This window comes from Myxococcus sp. MxC21-1, from assembly GCF_032612255.1.
Lineage (GTDB): Bacteria > Myxococcota > Myxococcia > Myxococcales > Myxococcaceae > Myxococcus > Myxococcus virescens.
In genome coordinates, this window is record NZ_CP123278.1 from 2775397 (window position 1) to 2794258 (window position 18862).

Consider the following 18862-nt stretch of genomic DNA (forward strand, 5'->3'; position numbering starts at 1 on the left):
GGCTAGCTCGCCGCCACTTGGGCCAGCAGGAGGATGCCGCCAAAGACGAGCGCCAGGCTCATCAGCGCCAGCACCACGTTGCCCGCCGACCACTCGCGGCGCTCACCCGGGCCCTCCAGCGCCTTGAGGCGCTGGTCCAGGCAGCTGGCGCAGCGGTTGATGCCCTCGAACTGCGTGGTGCATTCCCGGCAGATGACACGCCGGCACTCCACGCAGACGCCGAGGCCGGCGCGCTCCGGGTGGTAGTGGCAGCGGCCCGAGCCTTGAATCATGCCGCCACCTTAACGCACACCCGGGCCCGCCGTACCACTCCCGAAGCGGGGGACTACAGCTCGTCGAGGAACTCGTCGTTGTACGTGTAGCGGGACAGCCGCTTCACGAGCGCCTCCATGGCCTCCACCGGCTTCACGGAGAAGAGCATCTGCCGCAGCTTCTTCACCTTCTCGTACTCGCGCAGGGTGAAGAGCTTCTCCTCCTTGCGCGTGCCGGACTGGGCGATGTTGACGGCCGGGAAGACGCGCTTCTCCGCCAGGAGCCGGTCCAAAGTGACCTCGGAGTTACCCGTTCCCTTGAACTCCTCGAAGATGACCTCGTCCATGCGGCTGCCGGTGTCGATGAGCGCCGTGCCGATGATGGTCAGCGAGCCGGCCTCCTCCGTCGCGCGGGCGGCGCCGAAGATGCGCTTGGGGCGCTCCAGGGCGCGACTGTCCACGCCGCCGGACATGGTGCGGCCGGAGTTGTCGACCTCCTTGTTGAAGGCGCGGGCCAGACGCGTAATCGAGTCCAGGAGGATGACCACGTCCTTGCCCGACTCCACCAGCCGGCGCGCGCGCTCCAAGGCCAGCTCCGCCACCTTCAGGTGGTCCGCGGTGGGGCGGTCGGAGCTGGAGGCCAGCACCTCCGCCTTGATGCTCCGCCGCATGTCCGTCACTTCTTCCGGACGCTCGTCGATGAGCACCACCATGACGTGGCACTCCGGGTGGTTGGAGAGGATGGCCTGGGCGATGCGCTGGAGCATGATCGTCTTGCCCGTCTTGGGCGGGGCGACGATGAGCGCGCGCTGTCCCTTGCCAATGGGGGAGATGAGGTCCAGCACCCGGGTCACCATCTCCTTGTGACCGTTCTCCAGCTTGAGCCGCTCGGTGGGGTCCACCGACGTCAGGTCCGCGAAGTGCGGCAGCCGCGGCGCGCCCTCGAGCGGCCGGCCGTCCACCGTGTCCACCTTCTGGATGACGCCCTTGTGGCCCCGCATCTGCGCGAAGGCGGTGATGTACTGGCCCTGCCGCAGCCGCAGCTTCTGGACCAGATTCTTGGGCAGCTCCGGGTCATCCGGCGCCGCCAGCAGGTTGCGCTTGAGCTGGCGCAGGAAGGCGTTGGGGCCCTTGGCCTCCGTGTCCAGAACGCCCTCCACCGGCGACAGGTTCGCCTGCTGCGAGGCCTGCTGGCCGCCGCCCCCGTGCTGTGCGTGGCGCGCGTGCTGCTGGCCCCCGCCGCCGTGCGCCGGCTGCGGGGGTTGCTGCTGTTGCTGTTGTTGCTGCGCCTGCCGCTGGCGGTACTGCTCCAGCTCCTGCGGCGTTAGGAAGACCTGGACCTGCTGGCCGTCCGGTCCCGGCTGCATCCGGTAGGCCTGGCCGTCCGGGGTGAAGAGGACCTGCGCGCCACGGCGACGGCGCCGACGGCGGCGGCGGCGGCCGGTGGCCTGGCCAGGCTGCCCGGGGGCGCCACCCTGTGCGCCCCCGCCGGAATCACCGTCGTCGGGCCCCTCGTCGTCGCCCTCGTCGCCACCGTCATCGTCCGGCTCGGGCGGCGCCACGGCGCGGGCGGCGGGAACAGGGGGGGCATCACGTGGGTCGCGGTTATCGGGGTTTTCGCTCATGAACGTTCCAGACTGTGTGCGCCCCGGGCGGCCGCTCCAGGAGGAGGGCGGGGACGCAAGGTGACTCAGGCCGTGGGACAGGAAGCGGACGCGGGGCCCTGGTGACGAGCAGGCCGAACCGCCGTTTCCTGGAGCACCCTGGCGGCCCAAAGCCGTCCGGGGTGCAAGGGTAACAGTAACAGAGGCCGGGGACGGCGCCGCCGCTTTTTTCACGCGGTGTCGTCCGGCCGACCTCCCACCTGCTGATTCAGGCCGCCGCCAGGACCTCAGCGGACGGTTATCTGGAAGGGCAACATCGCCTTCACGCCCGGCTGGAGCAACATCAGATTCAGGCCGGCCGAGCGGGCCAGCGCCCGCAGGGACTCGGGCAGGGCGGGCTCTTGCGCGGGCAGCAGGGACAGCGCGGCGCGCACCCCGGGCTCACCGCTCAGCGCGGTGAAGAAGCCCCGCGCCTCGCCCATCACCACCAGGTCCAGCTCCTCGTCCGGAGGGATTCCGGCCCGCATCCGCGCGGAGTCCACCGCTTCCAGCAGGCCTCCCAGCTTGTCCACCAGTCCGCGGGCGAGCGCGTCCTGGCCGCTCCACACCCGGCCCCGGGCGACTTCGTCCACCTTCGCCTTGTCCATCCTCCGCCGCAGCGCCACCTCGGTGATGAAGCTGTCGTAGGAGGCGTCCGCCCACGCCTGGGCCGCCTCCTGCTCCTCCGGCGTCCAGGGGCGCCATACATCCAGGATGTCCGCCAGCGGCGCGCGAGTCAGGCTCTCCTGGTGCACGCCCAACATCCCGCCCAGCAGGCCCTCGACGGCGGGCTTGATGTAGAAGACGCCGATGCTGCCCGTCAGCGTGGTGGGCAGGGCGAACACCTCGTGCGCGCCAATGGCGGCGTAGTAGCCACCGGACGCGGCCATGTCCCCCATGGAGGCGACGACGGGCTTGTGTTTGGCCGCCTCCATCACGGCTTCGTACATCAGGTGGGACGCCAGCACCTCGCCGCCGCCCGAGTCCACGCGCACGACGATGGCCGCCACGCTTGGGTCCGACTGCGCCTGCTCCAGCGCACGAATGACCGTCTCCGCGCCCGCGAGGCGGCTGAAGCCCAGCGGGTCCTCGCGGCTGCGGCCGCCGATGATGTCGCCCAGCACCGGCACCACGGCGATGCGGCGCCGGCGGCCCCAGCGGCCGTCGCGCTCGTCGCGCGGCGCGTACGTGGTGCTGAAGCGTCCACCCGGCACCAGCTCCGCCACCTTCTTATCCAGCTCCGTCGAGGAGATGATGGCGTCCATCAACCCCAGCTCCACCGCGCGCTTCGGGTGGGGCAGGCCCAGTGCCCACAGCGCGTGCAGCCGCTCCACGGGCACCTTGCGGCCCTCCTGCACGGCCTTCTCGTAGACGGCCACCTCCGTGTCCAGGTAGGCGTTCGTGGACTCCAAGGACGCGTCGCTGGGCTCGGTGCGGGAGAGCTGCTCCGGGGCCGTCTTGAAGCGGCCCACCCGCGCCACGTCCCAGTGCACGCCCAGCTTCTCCATCGTCCCGCCGTACGTCTGGAGGTGCACGGCCAGGCCGTTGATGTAGAGAATCGACTCCTGCAGCGCGTAGATGCGGTCCGCCGCCGAGGCGACGAAGTAGCCCAGGTCGTCCGTGGACAGCACCACCGCCATCACCCGCTTGCCGGACGCGCGCAGCCGCAGCAGCGCCTGACGCAGCTCCTCCGCCTTGCCCCAGCTCACCCCGGGCAGGCTCTCCATCTTCACCACCACGCCGGCCAGCCGGTCGTCCTGGGTGGCCAGGTCCAGCCACCGCGTCAGCCGCAAGTACGGGTCCGCCTCGGTGACGCCCAGCCATGAGAGGACGGGGCTGGTGCCGCCGCTCAATGCGTCATTCAAGTCCAGCATCGTCACCACGCCGCCGCGCGCGATGGAGCGGTAGGTCTCCGACGACAGGCGCACCGCCACCAGGTGGTCCAGCCCCGCGTTCGTCCCGCCCGCCGCGTAGGTGAGGCCCAGGTGCGAGGTGTCCACCGTGGCCGCCACCTGGAGCGCGATGGGCACTCCGGAGGTGAAGCCGTGCGACACGCCCGCGCCCAGGCGGAGGCCCGGAATCACCTCCGCGTTGACGGTGTACGTCGCCTGGCCCTGGCGGAAGGCGCCCTCGGAGAAGAGCCAGTCCACGCCCAGCGTGTAGCGCTCATCCAGCGGGCGCACGCCCACGCCCAGGTTGTACTGCCGCTTCAGCGCGAGCGTGCCCTCGGTGGGGGCGTTGATGTCGCGCACCACCGCGCCCAGCGACAGCGCCCGCATGGGGCGCGCCGTGAGGCCCACGTCGAAGGTGTCCAGCGCGTCGATGTCCCGGTGGGATGAACCGTAGGCGTGCCACGAACCGCCGAGCTGCAGCGTGCGCGTGCCCAGGGAGAGACCGAGGGACGTGCGGCGGTAGTCCGGCTCCGCCCGTCCGCGAATCCACTCCATGGCGCCGCCCAGGCCCAGGCCGAGCAGGCGCGTGGCCAGGAAGACGCCGTCTCCCAGGCCGTCATGCACGAGGTTGCGCTCGTGCAGGTAGAAGAGCTGACTGCCGTTGACGAAGCCCAGGCCCGCGGGGTTGAGCGACAGGGCGGTGGCTTCATCCACCAGCGCGGCGCCCGTGGGCGGCAGCGTCAGCCCCCGGGAGGGCAGGGCGGGCTGGCTGACGACACTCGTCTGGGCGAGCGCGAGGCTGGGGAGGAGCAGGAGGACGAGCAGGCGCATACGCCCCGGGACTCTAGGCATCAGCCGTCCCGGGACAAGCGCTCAGCGTTACCAGTCCTCGGTTCCGGACACACTGTCGAGCGGGTCGTCGCCGGGCTTGCTCTTCTTGTCCTGCGCCTTGCCACGGCCGCCTCGGTCCTCGGATGACCAGTCTTCCATGCCACCGCGGTTGTCCAGCGGGTCCCGGCTCTTGGTCACCTTCTCACCGATGCTGTTCACCAGGTGGTTCACCACCCGCTCCATCTCCTGCTTCAGCTGGCCGAACTCGTCGCCCTGGACGGCCATGCGCCGCCCCGCCAGCCGCTGACCGGTGCGCGCGTCGTAGTAGCCCAGCGTCAGGTCGGTGCCCTCTCCATTGGAGCGAAGCGTGCCCACCATGACCCGGTCCAGCCCCAGCGACTGCGCCATGGCCGCCACGCCAGACGCCTTCTCACCGGCGCGGTTCACCTCGCCCGCCACCCGGTCCAGCTGCGCGTCGAAGGCCTTGTACGCAGAGGTAGGTACCAGCTTGGCGGTGACTTCGGCGTCGTCGGTGGCCACCTCCATGAACTGCCCGTACTGCCGGAAGCCCGGGCGCTCGACGCGCAGCAGGTGCTTGCCAATGGGCAGCGCGGGCAGCGTCACCGGCGTGTAGCCCACGACTTCGCCGTCCACGTACACGCGCGCGCCCGAGGGCCGCGAGTTCACCGTGGCCGAGCCGCGCAGCTGGGACGTGCGGCTGGTGGCCACCTGCACGCGCAGGGCGAGGAACTCGCGCGAGAAGCGCTTGGGGGACAGCTCATGCGTGGGGGACAGCGCGATGAGGTCGATGAGCGCCAGCTTCGCCTCCTCCACCTCGCCGCGCAGGTGCAGCACGGCGGCGTACAGCGCCAGCGCGTCACACAGCGGCGAGCACCCGCGCATGGCGCCCGCGGCCCCTTGAAGCTCCTTCAGGGTGGCGCGCACCTTGCGCTCCGCCTCCTCGTATTCCTTCTTGTCGAAGGCGGAGAGGCTCTCCGAGTACCCCTTGCGCCCACGCTCCAGGGAGGCCTTGGCCTCCGGGTCCTCCGGCATGCCGAACAGCTCCTCCGACTTGCGGACCGTCATGCCGGCGAAGTTGGAGAGGGCGTCGTTCATGTAACCCTCCATCTGCATGCTGGACGCCTCGGAGGCCGGGTCCATGGGCACCAGGAGGGTGCTGACGCGGCGCGCCTGGGGCGGGGCCGCGAGGGTCAGCGCGGGGAGGAGGAGGAGGGCGAGGGCGGATTTCATGGGGTGACCTTTGAAACAGGCGACGCGGGTGGCGGTCCGGGCATTCAACACGCGGCGCTGCCTCAGAACCCGACTCCACCAGAAACGGGGTTGAACGGGCGGCTCTTGTCCTGAGACGTCGCCACGTAGACGGCCCCGGCCGTCACCGCCGCCGCGCCGCCGACCACCGCCCAGAACCACGGGCGCTTGATGAGGGTGGAGAACGAATTGCTCTCCGCCACGCGGGGCGCCGCGACGCCGTTGACGAAGGCGCGCACCGGTCCGCCGCCGCGTCCGGGCCGTTCTTCTTCGCGCCCGGCGCCAGGGCAATCTCCACGCCGCGCAGCCGCGCGTTGGAGCGCAGGTCCCACGCCTGGAGCTCGGCCTGGAGGTGGCCCTTGTCCCCGCGAGCCACCGCCGCCAGCACCACGTAGCGGGCGTTGAGCCGCTCCCCAATGGCGCGTGCCTCGGGCGGCGGCGTGTCCCGTTCGAAGGCCTGTTCGGTGCTGGCGTGGACCGCCGCGTCACGCACGGCGGACAGGCCCGGGGTGGGCTCCAGCGTCGCCTTCACCTCGGTGCTCTTGGCGGACGCCACCTCTGTGTACTGGGAGAAGGCCGAGTAGCCGGGCAGGGACACCACCACCGGGTGCTGGCCCGCGGGCAACTCCACGCCCTTGAGCGGCGTGACGCCCAGCTCCTGCCCCCGCACGAGGACGCTGGCGCCCGCCGGCTTCGACTCCACCACCAGCGTGCCGGCCGGGCGCGCCTTCACGTCGGCGCGGGCCTGGTCGAAGGTCTTCAGCACGTCCTGCCCGAAGAGGGCGGCGTCGGGGGACGTGGACGGCTCCGCCACCACCGCGCGCTTGAACGCGTCCAGGGCTCCGGTGGAGTCGCCGTTGAGCATCCGCGAGGCGCCCAGGAACAGGTAGGCCTTGGCCAGTCGCTCCGGGCTCAGCTCCGCCGGGTGCTTCGTATAGGCCTCCGCCGCCGCCAGGAACTTCGCCTCGGCGGACTCGGGGTCCAGGTTGTCGTAGTCGGTGCGCCCCTGCTCGAAGAGCGTGTCCGCGCGCGCCAGCGAGGCCGGCGGCGACGGCGGGAAGGCCGCGCCCAGGTCCACCAGCGCCACGCCGCTCGCTTTGAGCCGGCTCAGCAGCTCGTCCTCCAGCTTCACCGCGGCTTCCTCCACCGCGGACGTCCGAGCCACCGCGAAGAGCGCCACTGGCCCGGAGGCCGTCACCGCCGCGCTGGCCACCGCCGGCTCTCCCGAGGCTCCTGGCGCCGCCGCGGGCCGGCCACGGCCGGAGCGTCCGGCGACACCAGCGGCGTGACGGCCGTCTCCGCGTCCTCGTTCGGAGAGCCGAAAGCCCGGGGCTCGACGGATTCATCGCCATCCGCGTCGTCCGCCGGGGCCGCCTTGGTCGTCTTCACCGGCTGAGTGGTGGCGGGGGGCTTCTTGCTGGACTTCTTCTTCCGCGTGGACTGCCCATAGGCGGGAGAGGTGGCCAGCATGAACGCGAGGAGCAGGGAGGTTCGGCGGAACGTAGTCACGGCGCGGATGCTAGCCGAGCCGGGGCTCCGTCTCAAAAGCCCTGCTGCGCGCGGGCCCCTCCGGGTTGGGAGGGACCCGCGACGGTGATTCCGTCCTGACTAGACGTCCAGGTCCTGGACCTCGCTGGCGCGCTCCATGATGAACCTGAAGCGGGCGCTGACGTCCTTGCCCATCAAGTCGTTGATGAGCCGGTCCGTCTCCAGGGGCTTGTCGATGGTGACGCGCAGGCTCATGCGGTTCTTCGGGTCGAGCGTCGTCTGCTTGAGCTCGTCGGGCGTCATCTCGCCCAGTCCCTTGAAGCGCATGATGTTGGGCTTGGCGTTGCCCTTCGTCTTCTCCTTGATGATGCGGTCGCGGTCCGGCTCATCCAGCGCCCAGTACGTCTCCTTGCCGATGTCCACGCGGTACAGCGGCGGCTGGGCGATGTGGATGGCGCCGCTCTCAATCAGCGGGCGCAGGTGCCGGTAGAAGAAGGTGAGCAGCAGCGTGGCGATGTGGTGGCCGTCGCTGTCGGCGTCCATCAACAGGAAGACGCGGCCGTAGCGCAGCTTGCTGATGTCGAAGTCGGAGCCGATGCCGCAGCCCAGCGCGGACACGATGTCCTGGAGCTCCTTGTTCGTCGTCACCTTGTCGGTGGACGCCTGCTCCGCGTTGAGCACCTTGCCGCGCAGCGGGAGGATGGCCTGGGTGCGCCGGTCACGCCCCTGCTTGGCGGAGCCGCCTGCGGAGTCACCCTCCACGATGAACAGCTCGCTCAGGCCCGGGTCCGTGGACGAGCAGTCCGCCAGCTTGCCCGGCAGGTTGAGCCGGTGGCTGACCGCCGTCTTGCGGCTCACCGCCTGCGACGCGGCCCGGCTGGCCTCGCGCGCGCGGGCGGCCAGGACGATGCGGGCCACCACCGACTCGGCGATGGACTTGTTGTCGTTGAGCCACTTCTCCAGCGCCGGACGCAGCACGCCGTCCACCTGGCCGGACACCTCGGGGTTGTTGAGCCGCCCCTTCGTCTGGCCCTGGAACTGCGGCTCCACCACGTAGGTGGACAGGATGGCGGTGATGCCCTCGCGGATGTCCTCCGCGGTGAGCGTCACGCCCTTGGGCGCGATGCCGTGCGTCTCGATGTAGTTGCGCACCGCCTTCACCACCGCGCTGCGCAGGCCCGCCTCGTGCGTGCCGCCCAGCGGAGTGGGGATGCCGTTGACATACGAGCGGATGTGCTCGTCGGTGGCCTCCGTCCACGCCAGCGCCGCCTCCAGCCGCACGCCGTTGTCACGCGAGTGGTAGAAGGCCGCGCTGCCCGCGGGCACCAGCGGCTTGTTTCGCTCCGTCACCACCTTGGTGAGGTACTCCGCGATGCCGCCGTCGTGCTTGTACGTCACCGACGTGGGCGGGCTGGACGTCTCGTCCTTCCAGACGACCGTCATGCCCTTGTGCAGGTAGCTCTTGGCCTCCAGCCGCTCGCGCACCAGCTCCGCGTCGAACTTCAGCTTCTCGCCGAAAATCTCCGGGTCCGGTTCGAACGTGACGGAGGTGCCCGTGCCACGCGCGGCGCCCTCCACCTTCAGCGTGCTGGTGGCCTTGCCGCGCGCGAACGTCTGCACGTGCTTCTTGCCGTGGAGCTTGATCTCCACGACGAGCTTGCGCGCCAGCGCGTTCACCACCGAGCTGCCCACGCCGTGCAGACCGCCGGAGTGGATGTAGTTGCCCTGCTCGAACTTGCCGCCCGCGTGAAGGGTCGTGAGGATGACCTCCACGGCCGGCTTCTTGTATTTGGGCATGATGTCAACGGGGATGCCACGCCCGTTGTCCACGATGGTGACGCTGCGGCCGTCCTTGTGGAGCGTCACTTCCACGGTGGTGGCGAAGCCGTTGATGACCTCGTCCACCGAGTTGTCGAGGATCTCCCACAGCAGGTGGTGATACCCCGTGCTGTCGGTGCCGCCGATGTACATGGCCGGGCGCTTGCGCACCGGCTCCAGGCCTTCCAGGACCTGGATGTCCGCGCCTGTGTAGGTTTCCTTCTTCGTCGCCATGGCGTCCTCTGCCTAGTCCTTCTTCTCGGGCAACGGGATGAAGGTGACGGGACGCGCCACCTCCTTCACGGCGTCGCGCTTCGACATCTCATGGCCCTTGCCGCCGCGGCCCGTCACCTCGTACTTCGCCGGGGACAGGTGCAGCTTGCGGCCCTTCTGCGTTTCGAACTCCAGCTTCGCGTCCTTCTGCGAGGGCGACACGGCGAGGAAGTCCACCACGCGGTCGCCGCCGTCCACCTTGATGACGGTGACGCCCTTGCCCGGGCCGGCCAGCTCGTTGACCTCCGCCACCTTGCACACCAGGGCGCTGGTCTTCTCCGTCAGCACCGCCAGCAGGTCGCGGTCCGTCACCGGCTGCACGCCGATGATTTCGTCGCCTTCGCCCGTCTTCGCGTAGCGGCGGCCCGCGCGCGTGGAGACCTCCAGGTGCGGCTCCAGCAGGAAGCGCATGCCCATGCCCTGCTTCGTCACGCCCACCAGCTTCTGCGGGCGCGGCAGGCGCGCGTCCAGCGACAGGGCGGACACCACGCGCTCGCCGTCGTCGAACTTGAAGAACTTCTGAACCGGCTCGCCGTAGCCCGTGGAGGCGGGCACGTCGTTGAAGCGGGTGACGTACGCGGTGCCGAAGTTGCTGAACAGCACCAGGTTCGCCTTCAGGCTGCCGGCCAGCACCGCCATCACCGCGTCGCCTTCACGCAGGCGCGTGGTGGACGGGTCCTTCACCTCGCGCACGCGCTTGACCCAGCCGTCGCGGGTGATGACCACGTGCGCGTCCTCGTCCGCGATGAACGCCTCGGCGCTGAACTCCATCTCCTCGGAGCCCGCGCCGCCAATGCGCGTGCGACGCTTGTCGTTGTAGCGGGCCTTCATCTCGCCCAGCTCGTCCCGGACGGTGCCCCACACCTTCTTCTTGTCCTTGAGGATGCCCTGGATGCGCTTGATTTCGGCGCGCTTCTCCTTGAGCTCCTTCTCCACGACGAGAATCTCCAGGCGGGCCAGCTTGTAGAGCTTCATCTCCAGGATGGCGTCCACCTGGGCTTCATCCAGCTTGAAGCGGGCGATGAGCTTCCGGGCCGCGTCCTGCTTTCCTTCCGACGCGCGGATGATTTTGATCATCTCGTCGAGCGCGTCGTAGACCTTCTCGAAACCCTCCAGGATGTGGACGCGCCGCAGCAGCTCGCCCAGCTCATGCTCGAAGCGCTTCGTCACCACGTCGAAGCGGAAGGTGAGGAAGTACCAGAGGATGTCCCTGAGGTTGAGCCGCTCGGGCGCGCTCAGCTCTGGCTTGTCCTTGATGGGCACCAGGCAGGTGAGGTTGACGCCGAAGTTCGTCTGCAGCGGCGTCTGCTTGTACAGGTACGCCATCACCAGCTCAGGGTTGGCGTCCTTCTTCAGCTCCAGGACGATGCGCACGTCCTTGGTGGACTCGTCGCGCACGTCGGTGATGAGCGGCAGCTTCCGCTCGCGCACCAGGTCGCCGAACTTGGCCACCAGCGTGGACTTGTTCACCGTGTAGGGGATGGAGGTGATGACAATTTGCTGGCCGCCTCGCTTGAGGTCCTCCAGCTTGTACTCACCGCGGATGCGGATGCTCCCCTGGCCCGACTCGTAGATGTCGCGCAGCTCCTTCTTGTCGTTGAGGATCTGCCCGCCGGTGGGGAAGTCTGGACCCTTCACCCACTTGAGCAGGTCCTTCGTCAGGAGCTGCGGGTTCTCGATGAGCGCCACCAGCGCGTCCACCAGCTCGCCCAGGTGGTGCGGCGGGATGTTGGTGGCCATGCCCACGGCGATGCCCGTGGTGCCGTTCATCAGCAACTGCGGCACCCGCGCGGGGATGACCACCGGCTCCTGGAGCGTGCCGTCGTAGGTCGGCCGGAAGGCCACCGTCTTCTTGCCCAACTCCGTCAGGAGCTCGCTGGACAGCATCGCCAGACGGCACTCGGTGTAGCGCATGGCCGCCGCGCCGTCGCCGTCGAGCGAGCCGAAGTTGCCGTGGCCGTCCACCAGCGGGTAGCGCAACGAGAAGTCCTGCGCCATGCGCACCAGCGCCTCGTAGATGGAGGCGTCACCGTGCGGGTGGTACTGACCCATGACACTGCCAACCACCTTGGCGGACTTCTGGTACTTGGCTTCGTGCGTCAGCCGGTGGTCGTGGAACATGCCGAACAGGATGCGGCGCTGCACCGGCTTGAGGCCGTCACGCACGTCCGGCAGGGCGCGCGAGGTGATGACCGACAGGGCGTAGTTGATGTACCGGCGGCGCGCCTCGTCCGCGAGCGAAGCCGGCACGGACCCGTCGCCGTTGCCACCCGCGCCGCCGCCACTCCCGCCACCACCGCCTCCCCCGGCCCCCTGCTTCTTTCGCGATTTCGATTCGGCTTCTGCGAGCATGGTCGTCAATCCACAGGTGAGAACGCCCCGCACCCCGAACGCGGCGCGCGACCCGCGCACTCCTCACGTTGGGGGAACAGAGGTATGTAACAGGGCGCCGGGACTACCATGCCACCCTGACATTGGGAACGAATTCGGGGGGTTGCGCACTCTCCAACAGTGCCCACCTATACGTCTGTCCAGTCCTATTTGCCAGCAGAACCCCACTCCAACCCCGCGGAATTCCGAGGTCGGGGGCCTCCTGGCTGGGGCATGGGGCGGGACGGTGGGTGCGGGTAGGACAGGACGGCTCGTCCCCCTGGTGGCGGGCGGACGCCCTAGGGCGTCGCGTCGCGGGCCTTCCCCCACGAACCATCCTTGAAGATGCGCACGCCCTTGCCGCTCCCGCTGCCAATCATCCCAGGAATGGTGGCCTGGAGCGGCTTGGCGCCGGGCGGCTGGTAGACGACGCGGGCCTTGCGCGCGGAGGGCAGGGCGGCGCTGGTGGCGTCCACCAGCAGGTAGATGGTCTCTCCGTCCACGTGGAGGCGCTCGGGGTCCTGGCGGTGGTTGAACTCGGCCAGCAGCTCGCCGTCATCCACGGAGGAGGCCTCGCTGCCGAGCAGGCGGACCTTCACCCGCAGCCAGCTCACGGGCGGGGCGCCTTCCTGCTTCGCGTAGTCGCGCACGCCCTGGATGACGACGGCGACGTCGGCACCGTTGCCGGGCGCGTTCTTCGTCGCCAGGCGCAGGCCCGTCTGCTTGCTGTTGTCGGTGTCGAGCAGCAGCGTGGCGTTGGCACAGCGGCTCTTGCACTCGTCGCCCCACGGCACCTTGTCGAAGCGCAGGCGCATGGCGAAGTCACTGCCTTGGGGGCCGATGACGGCGTTGACGATGACGGGACGCTCCCCATCTGGAGGCGCGGTATAGCGGAAGGTGGCGCGCTCCTTGGCGGCGAAGGCGGTGCCGGCGAGCAGGGTGCAAAGGAGCAGTGGGCGCTTCACGTGGAGACCTCCCCAGGGGCAAAAAGGGCCTATTCAAGAGGGAAGGGGCCCACCGCATCAAGCCCCGGGCGTTAGAGTGAGGCTTCCCACGAGGAGGATTTCGCGATGCGTGAACCGTACGTGCGGCAGCTCAAGCTCGGGCCCATGGACAACTTCGTCTACCTGGTGGGCCCCCGGCACTCGGATGAAGTGGTGGTGGTGGACCCCGCGTGGGACGTGGAGGCCATCGAGCAGGCGGTGAAGCAGGACGGCAAGCGCGTGGTGGGCGCGTTCGTCTCGCACTGCCACTTCGACCACATCAACGGGCTGCCGGACCTGCTGTCGAAGTGGGACGTGCCGGTGTTCGCGCAGCGGGAAGAGGTCCAGTTCTCCCCGGAGTTGCGCGAACTGGGCGACGCGCTGCGGCCCCTGGGGCCGGGGGATGACGTGCGCGTCGGGCCTGAGACGTTCCAGGCACTGCACACGCCCGGGCACACGCCGGGCTCGCATTGTCTGCTGGCCGGTGATGCGCTCGTGTCCGGGGACACCGTGTTCATCAACGGCTGCGGCCGGTGTGACATGAGCGGGGGCAACCCGGAGGCGATGTACCGCTCCCTGTCGCAGGTGCTGGCGAAGGTGCCCGATAGCGCGAAGCTGTTTCCGGGCCACGACTACGCGGACGTACCGGTGACCTCCATGGAGACGGTGCGGCGGAAGAACCCGTACTTCGCCTTCGACAACGTGGACGCCTTCGTCGCGTTCCGCATGCGGCCGCGCAAGTAGTGGCCTGTGCCGCGCCGCCGGTGTCTGGCTGCCAACGGGGCTTCACACCGAGGACACGTTTACCCTGAGTGCGTGCCTGTTTATTGATTCGCGCCCGGCAGGAGAGGGGTTTTCGCCTGCCGTGTTTCCTCGCAGTCCAGGCGTCGAGTCAGGAGCGTTCTCATGTTTCAGGAGCAGTTTTCTCCCCAGTCGCAGCAGATGTTCGGTGAGTCGCTGAAGGAGCGGGTCGTCGAAGCCGTTCGCGAGCAGATTGTCTCCGCGATTGAGGACCGGCTCGGCCGCGAGGTGCGTGAGCGCGTGGGGGAGGCCATCCGCCACGCGATGTTCGAGCGCGGCGGCGGGATGCCGCAGGGGTATGGGATGATGCCCCAGGGCTACGGCATGCCGGAACCGGAGCGCATCGCGGACGCGCTTTGTTCCCGCCTGTCGGAGACGCTGCGCGAGCGCATCGCCTCCGTGGTGCACGAGCGCATCCGCGACGGCATCCGCGAGCGGCTGGCCGAGTGCGTGCGCGCGGCGCTGATTGAGCAGTGGCAGATGTCCTCCCACGGCTTCGGCGCCCCGGATGCCGAGCGGCTGGCGGAGGCGGTGCGCACCCGGCTGATGGAGTCCCTGCGCGAGCGCATCAACACCGCCGCGCATGACGGCGTGCGCGAGGCCCTGCGCGAGCGGCTGGTGGACACGCTGCGCTCGGTGATGTCGGAGCGCATGCCCGGCTTCAGCCCCCACGAGGCGGAGCGGCTGGCGGACGCCATCCGCGGGCGCCTGGCCGAGGCCCTCCACGAGGGGCTGGTGTACAGCCTGCGTGAGCGCGTGCGCGAGGCCCTGCGCGAGCGGCTGTCCGACGGGCTCCGCGGCGTCATGACGCGCCAGTGGGGCGGCATGGCTGCCGGCATGTTCGACCCCGAGCGCATCGCGATGACCCTGCAGGACCGGCTGTCCGAGGGCCTCCGTGAGCGCATCAACTCGGCGGTCCGCGAGCGCGTCCGCGAGGTGCTGCGGGAGCGCATGGGCGAGATGCTGCGCGGCGCCATGGCCCGTCACCGGGGCATGATGGGGCAGGGCGGGATGATGCTTCAGGGCATGATGATGGGGCAGGGGATGCAGGACGTGGAGCGCACGGCGGACGCCATCCGCACGCGGCTGGCGGACTCCCTGCGTGAGCGGCTCATGAGCAGCATGCGCTCGGAGCTGGACTCGGCGCTCCGCTCGCAGCTCCCCGAGGCCGTCCGGGCCGCGTTCGGTGAGGCGATGCGCGCCGGTCCGTCCACGATGCCGATGCAGCAGGGCGGTGGTTCCGTCGACCCCGAGCGCATCGCGAGCGCGGTGCGTGAGAGCGTGAGCGCCGACGTCCGCGAGCGCGTGGGCGAGATGGTCCGCGAGCGCGTGTCCGAGGTCGTCCGCAACGAGCTGTCCAACGGCGTCCACGCTCCGCAGGCGTGATGCGCCGCTTCCTCGGAGGCGCGGTGGTGAGGTCCGCCGCCCGCCTCCGGGGAGGCATTCTCCCCTCGTTGGGCGATGGCGCTCTGTTGTGAGCTCAGTCCTCCCTGGGGTGGGCCTTTCGCCATCGCTTGAAGACGGCCTTGACCTCCTCGGGCGAGGCCGAGATGTACTGGGCGCCCTGAGAGCGGCGAGGAGGCGGTCGCACTCAGGGCGACCAGTACATCGGCCCTCCGTTCCAAGTGGTCGTGACTTCCATTTGAGGCGTCGCGTTCCAGGGCGACGGCGTGGTGAAGCCGAGTCCGACGCCTGCGGGCTGGTCGGTGCATCCGGACGTGAGGAGGGCACCGGCCATCAGGACGGTCCAGGACAGCGAGCGGGGGGAAGCGTGTCGACGCAGCTGCATGTGGGGTTCTCCTCGAGGGTGGCGCATCACGGCGCCGTTGCGGACTTGGACGTTTCGAAGGGGTAGCGCTGGAGCGCGAGCACGGCGCCGCTCGGGTCGGCGATGAGCGCGAGCGAGCCACCCCGTGCGTCCGGACGCGGGGCCATCAACACGCGGCCACCCAGGGCCTGGGCCCGTGACGCGAGTGCCGCGGGGTCCTTCACGCGGACATAGGTGAGCCAGTTGGGGCGCGCGCCTTTCACCGGGTTGGCCAGCACGCCGCCTCGGGGATGCTGCCCCTGGGCGAGGACGTAGTGCGGCCCGCCGCCGAGTGGGCGTTCGCGGACCTCGTAGCCCAGGAGTTCCTTGTAGAAGTCCGCCGCGGCGACGGGGTCCTGGGCCGGTACTCCATCCACAAGAACTGGCCCTCATCCGGCACGCCCGTGTCGGCCGGGTCTCCGGGCCGGGAGCGCACGAAGCCCACCGCCGCGCCCTGCGGGTCGGCGACCACCGCGGCCCGGCCGATGTTCCGCACGTCGATGGGGCCGTCGAGCGCCTTTCCGCCGCGCGCGCTGACTTCGGTGACGGCGCGGTCCACGTCGGGCACGGAGAGGTAGCCGAGCCACAGCGCGCCTTCGCGTTTCTCGGCGGCGTTCGCCGGATGGACGATGCCGCCAATCCAGCGCCCCTGGGCGCGGATGAGGAGTAGGGGCGGAGGCCGCCTCGGATGTCCACGAACTCCCATCCGAACAGGTCGCGATAGAAGCGCTTCGCGGCGGCGGGGTTGTCGGTGACGAGGTCGTGCCAGACGAACTTGCCGTAGAGCGGTGTGGGCGACAGGGTGATGCCCTCGCGGGCCGCGCTGTCAGGCGTGGACGCGCACCCGGCCTGGGTGGCGACCGTGCCGCCCACGGCGCACACGCTGGTCAGCAGGAGTCCGCCGCGAAGCCACGCGCGCCACGTGCCAGGAAATTTCATCGTCTCTCCTCGTGCCGCGTCCGGAGCCGCTCGCGGGCTGGATGGCCGGCGGGCTCGGAGGTGGACGGGACAGGACGGGCCGGAGGCCTCGATATGAGGCGCCAGCCTTCACGCGACAACCCACGGGGGCGTCCGCGCGACTGTGGGAGGGGCCGCTGTGCCCGGCGCGACGCCGTCCGGCCCTCCGGGCGCGACACCCGCCGCGCCCGCGCCGTGACGGAGGGCCGCTGAATGGCGGGAGACTCCAGCGTCATCCGCGTGTGGGAATCTCGCGAAAGGCCATTCCTTCCAGACCGAGCTTGCGCACTGTCTCCATGAACCGTTCGGTGCAAACGATGACAGTGGCGTAGTCCCCTACGCGGAAGACATCGCGGTCGATGGGCAGGGATGCTGCGTCGAGAAGGGGCGCGTCCGGCAATCGAAGCGCGACCCGACCGCAGGCGTCGCATGGCGGAGCGAGGTCGGAGGGAAGGCAGTCCGCATGGAGCCGGCCGCGCGGTTCGATTTGGAGTTCAAGCAACTCCGGCGGCTCCTTCTGGCGAAACCTCAATTCTGTCTTGCAGCCGAGCAGCCCCCTGATTCCTTCTGCTTGAAGTCGCTCGAGGGCATCCCGTCGCACGACCCACAGAATGTCCCCCTGTGACGTCAGCGGGCCGAATCGCCCAGAGGCTGTGCCTTCAAGAGGCCCCAGATGCGTGCCTGGCGGAAGTGGCACGCCAGGGGGCACCCAGGGGCGAACCAGCTCTCGCAGTTGCGCGAGCTCCGAAACGGGAACAGGCCAGGGGCGCACGAAGCGTGACCGCTCGGGCACGTGAGACAGGTCCACCCCTGGGTACTGGTGCCCGGCCCCACCCCACGTGACTCCACAGGCATCGCACTTCACGCCGGGCAGGCGCCATTTGTGTGTGGCGTCGAAGCTGCCGTTGAAGGACGGAGTCCGCTCCTCGCGTATCCAGAAGAACCGCATCATGCACTCAATCTCTCAAGTACCTGGCTTGGAATGGTAGGCGCGAATGGGCCCGCCCATGAGCTGGAAGCGGTAGCTGAGTTCGCCCGCGTGCTTGAAGATCTCCTCGGGGCTTGCGTTCTCATTGCGGAGTCTGAACTCGCGCCAGGCTCGGTTCCATGCCCCGCCACTCTCTCCCCCTTTGTGAATCCGCTGATGAATGTCTCGAGGAATCGGAAGTGTGTAGTCGTGAATCCTGAGCCCTCTATCCCTGAACCACTCCGCCAGGTCTCTGGCCTGGGGGAAGATGTGGTGCTTCTCCCACCGCCCGGCTGTGAGCCAACGTGAAGGTGGCACCACCCAGCCGGCAGCGCCGTTCCAGTTGGGGAACACCATGACGGCGCCCCGTGGAAGGTTCTGGCCTCCTCCCCAATTCCTCCGGGGACCGCGCCCAGGCGCCGCAGCCGCCGCGGGAGGACGCGCAGGCGGGAAGCGCGCCAGTTCCACAGCTCCAGGCACGTCTTCGCAGCGATAGAGTCCGCACGCGTCGCCATGACACAGGAGTGAGCCGCAATGGGCATCATCAGCGGTGGTGCACATCTCCTCCGCGGACTCCCAGGCCTCGGGCGCGGGCATCCTCGCGGCGCTGGAGCACCCCAGAAAAGTCAGCGCGAGCACCGAGAATGCAGGGACCAGAAATGTCCGCATCATCGGAGAAGTCTATCGCGTGGCCGATAGCCGGAGGCGCTACACCCGCCGCGCCCGCGCCGTGATGGAAGGCATCTGGAGCCCCTTGGGCCTGGCGTGCAGGGACGTGTACGCCGCCACCGCCAGCAGTCCGATGGCGATCAGCGACCACAGCGCCGCCCACACCACCGCGGGCACGTAGGTGAGGTCCGCCAGGAGCGCCGCGTCACTCTGCGAGCGCACCGCGCTGTTCCACAAGTCCGAGCGCAAGTCGAACAGCGCATACAGCGCCGTGAAGGCCGCGATGAACAGGTTCAGCGCGTCCACCACCCCATCCGGCAGGAACTTCGCGCCCAGGGCCAGCACCACGGCCGTGCCCAGGCAGAAGAGCAGGGTGAAGCCGTCCCCCGCGTACACCAGGCCCATGACGGTGAGCCACACGCTGGCGGTGCCCAGCACCCAGCGGCGGAGCCGGAAGCGGAAGGTGGCCAGCATCAGCCCCGCGCCCGCCACCGCGCTGCCCAGGTAGCCCCCGGAGTAGACGGCCACCTTGGCGAACAGCCCGGGCGGCAGGCGAGACAGGCAGGAGCCCGACTCGTTGGCCGCCAGGTGGATGCGGTCCACGGAGCCGCCCACCAGCAGCGTCGCCAGGGCATGCCCGCTCTCATGCATCATCACCACCAGCACCTTCATGGGCCACAGGGCGGGTGAATCCCAGAAATACCAGCCCACCCCCAGCATGAGGGCGAGCAGGGCCAACCGGCCGAAATCGAGCTGTGCACCGCTGGCGGTCCGCATCGGTCGCTCCCCTCCTGGGACACCCCAACACTTAATCCGGGTTCGTCTTCCACGAAAAAGCCCGGC

The 18862-nt window shown here is 69.5% G+C and carries 16 protein-coding genes; 2 read left to right on the forward strand and 14 right to left on the reverse strand.

The window, feature by feature from the left end:
- Positions 1-2: 2 nt before the first annotated feature.
- The 9 genes from QEG98_RS12925 to QEG98_RS12965 all read right to left on the reverse strand — a co-directional run bounded on the left by QEG98_RS12925 (position 3) and on the right by QEG98_RS12965 (position 12800).
- Positions 3-272, reverse strand: a complete 270-nt coding sequence (locus QEG98_RS12925) for a hypothetical protein (RefSeq protein ID WP_011552550.1) — start codon at positions 270-272, stop codon at positions 3-5.
- 53 nt (positions 273-325) lie between these two features.
- Positions 326-1876: a transcription termination factor Rho gene (rho, locus tag QEG98_RS12930; RefSeq protein WP_316566942.1), complete on the reverse strand. Its 1551-nt coding sequence runs from the start codon at positions 1874-1876 to the stop codon at positions 326-328.
- Between the two features lie 266 nt (positions 1877-2142).
- A complete protein-coding gene (gene sppA, locus QEG98_RS12935) occupies positions 2143-4617 on the reverse strand; it encodes a signal peptide peptidase SppA (protein WP_316566943.1) in 2475 nt (824 codons plus the stop codon).
- A 48-nt stretch (positions 4618-4665) separates the two neighbouring features.
- Complete coding sequence (locus QEG98_RS12940; protein ID WP_316566944.1) at positions 4666-5868, reverse strand: PEGA domain-containing protein; 1203 nt, start codon at positions 5866-5868, stop codon at positions 4666-4668.
- A gap of 142 nt (positions 5869-6010) precedes the next feature.
- Complete coding sequence (locus QEG98_RS12945; protein WP_316566945.1) at positions 6011-7099, reverse strand: PEGA domain-containing protein; 1089 nt, start codon at positions 7097-7099, stop codon at positions 6011-6013.
- Positions 7081-7395: a hypothetical protein gene (locus QEG98_RS12950; RefSeq protein ID WP_316566946.1), complete on the reverse strand. Its 315-nt coding sequence runs from the start codon at positions 7393-7395 to the stop codon at positions 7081-7083. Before QEG98_RS12950 ends, QEG98_RS12945 begins: the two co-directional genes overlap by 19 nt.
- 99 nt (positions 7396-7494) lie before the next feature.
- Positions 7495-9426, reverse strand: a complete 1932-nt coding sequence (locus tag QEG98_RS12955) for a type IIA DNA topoisomerase subunit B (RefSeq protein ID WP_090489420.1) — start codon at positions 9424-9426, stop codon at positions 7495-7497.
- Positions 9427-9438: 12 nt separating this feature from the next.
- A complete protein-coding gene (locus tag QEG98_RS12960; RefSeq protein WP_316566947.1) occupies positions 9439-11817 on the reverse strand; it encodes a DNA topoisomerase IV subunit A in 2379 nt (792 codons plus the stop codon).
- 317 nt (positions 11818-12134) lie between these two features.
- A complete protein-coding gene (locus QEG98_RS12965; RefSeq protein WP_090489416.1) occupies positions 12135-12800 on the reverse strand; it encodes a hypothetical protein in 666 nt (221 codons plus the stop codon).
- Between the two features lie 105 nt (positions 12801-12905).
- Between QEG98_RS12965 and QEG98_RS12970 the strand changes: the two genes are divergently transcribed.
- Positions 12906-13562 (forward strand): MBL fold metallo-hydrolase, encoded by a 657-nt coding sequence (locus QEG98_RS12970; RefSeq protein WP_171442552.1) that lies wholly within the window; start codon positions 12906-12908, stop codon positions 13560-13562.
- Positions 13563-13724: 162 nt separating this feature from the next.
- Entirely contained in the window at positions 13725-15005 is a 1281-nt protein-coding gene (locus tag QEG98_RS12975) for a hypothetical protein (RefSeq protein ID WP_316566948.1), read from the forward strand.
- Positions 15006-15434: 429 nt separating this feature from the next.
- On the opposite strand, the gene QEG98_RS12980 is transcribed toward QEG98_RS12975, so the two are convergent.
- The 5 genes from QEG98_RS12980 to QEG98_RS13000 all read right to left on the reverse strand — a co-directional run bounded on the left by QEG98_RS12980 (position 15435) and on the right by QEG98_RS13000 (position 18796).
- Positions 15435-15746 carry a VOC family protein gene (locus QEG98_RS12980; protein ID WP_316567878.1) on the reverse strand — a complete coding sequence of 104 codons (312 nt, stop codon included), beginning with the start codon at positions 15744-15746 and terminating at the stop codon, positions 15435-15437.
- On the reverse strand, positions 15647-16132 hold the full coding sequence (locus tag QEG98_RS12985; protein WP_316568092.1) for a hypothetical protein: 486 nt from the start codon (positions 16130-16132) through the stop codon (positions 15647-15649). The genes QEG98_RS12980 and QEG98_RS12985 overlap by 100 nt, the downstream gene beginning before the upstream one ends.
- Positions 16133-16615: 483 nt before the next feature.
- Positions 16616-17335 (reverse strand): double-CXXCG motif protein, encoded by a 720-nt coding sequence (locus QEG98_RS12990; protein ID WP_316566949.1) that lies wholly within the window; start codon positions 17333-17335, stop codon positions 16616-16618.
- Between the two features lie 12 nt (positions 17336-17347).
- Positions 17348-18022 carry a TIGR02269 family lipoprotein gene (locus QEG98_RS12995; RefSeq protein WP_410478005.1) on the reverse strand — a complete coding sequence of 225 codons (675 nt, stop codon included), beginning with the start codon at positions 18020-18022 and terminating at the stop codon, positions 17348-17350.
- A 36-nt stretch (positions 18023-18058) separates the two neighbouring features.
- The gene (locus tag QEG98_RS13000) at positions 18059-18796 is read right to left on the reverse strand and encodes a M50 family metallopeptidase (protein WP_011552568.1); all 738 of its coding nucleotides are present in this window, start codon (positions 18794-18796) and stop codon (positions 18059-18061) included.
- Positions 18797-18862: the final 66 nt, after the last annotated feature.

Coding starts and splice junctions, on each gene's coding strand:
- QEG98_RS12925 (WP_011552550.1), bottom strand. CDS start 272: ATGATTCAAGGCTCGGGCCGCTGCCACTACCACCCGGAGCGCGCCGGC.
- rho (WP_316566942.1), bottom strand. CDS start 1,876: ATGAGCGAAAACCCCGATAACCGCGACCCACGTGATGCCCCCCCTGTT.
- sppA (WP_316566943.1), bottom strand. CDS start 4,617: ATGCGCCTGCTCGTCCTCCTGCTCCTCCCCAGCCTCGCGCTCGCCCAG.
- QEG98_RS12940 (WP_316566944.1), bottom strand. CDS start 5,868: ATGAAATCCGCCCTCGCCCTCCTCCTCCTCCCCGCGCTGACCCTCGCG.
- QEG98_RS12955 (WP_090489420.1), bottom strand. CDS start 9,426: ATGGCGACGAAGAAGGAAACCTACACAGGCGCGGACATCCAGGTCCTG.
- QEG98_RS12960 (WP_316566947.1), bottom strand. CDS start 11,817: ATGCTCGCAGAAGCCGAATCGAAATCGCGAAAGAAGCAGGGGGCCGGG.
- QEG98_RS12970 (WP_171442552.1), top strand. CDS start 12,906: ATGCGTGAACCGTACGTGCGGCAGCTCAAGCTCGGGCCCATGGACAAC.
- QEG98_RS12975 (WP_316566948.1), top strand. CDS start 13,725: ATGTTTCAGGAGCAGTTTTCTCCCCAGTCGCAGCAGATGTTCGGTGAG.
- QEG98_RS12985 (WP_316568092.1), bottom strand. CDS start 16,132: ATGGGAGTTCGTGGACATCCGAGGCGGCCTCCGCCCCTACTCCTCATC.
- QEG98_RS12990 (WP_316566949.1), bottom strand. CDS start 17,335: ATGATGCGGTTCTTCTGGATACGCGAGGAGCGGACTCCGTCCTTCAAC.
- QEG98_RS12995 (WP_410478005.1), bottom strand. CDS start 18,022: ATGATGCGGACATTTCTGGTCCCTGCATTCTCGGTGCTCGCGCTGACT.
- QEG98_RS13000 (WP_011552568.1), bottom strand. CDS start 18,796: ATGCGGACCGCCAGCGGTGCACAGCTCGATTTCGGCCGGTTGGCCCTG.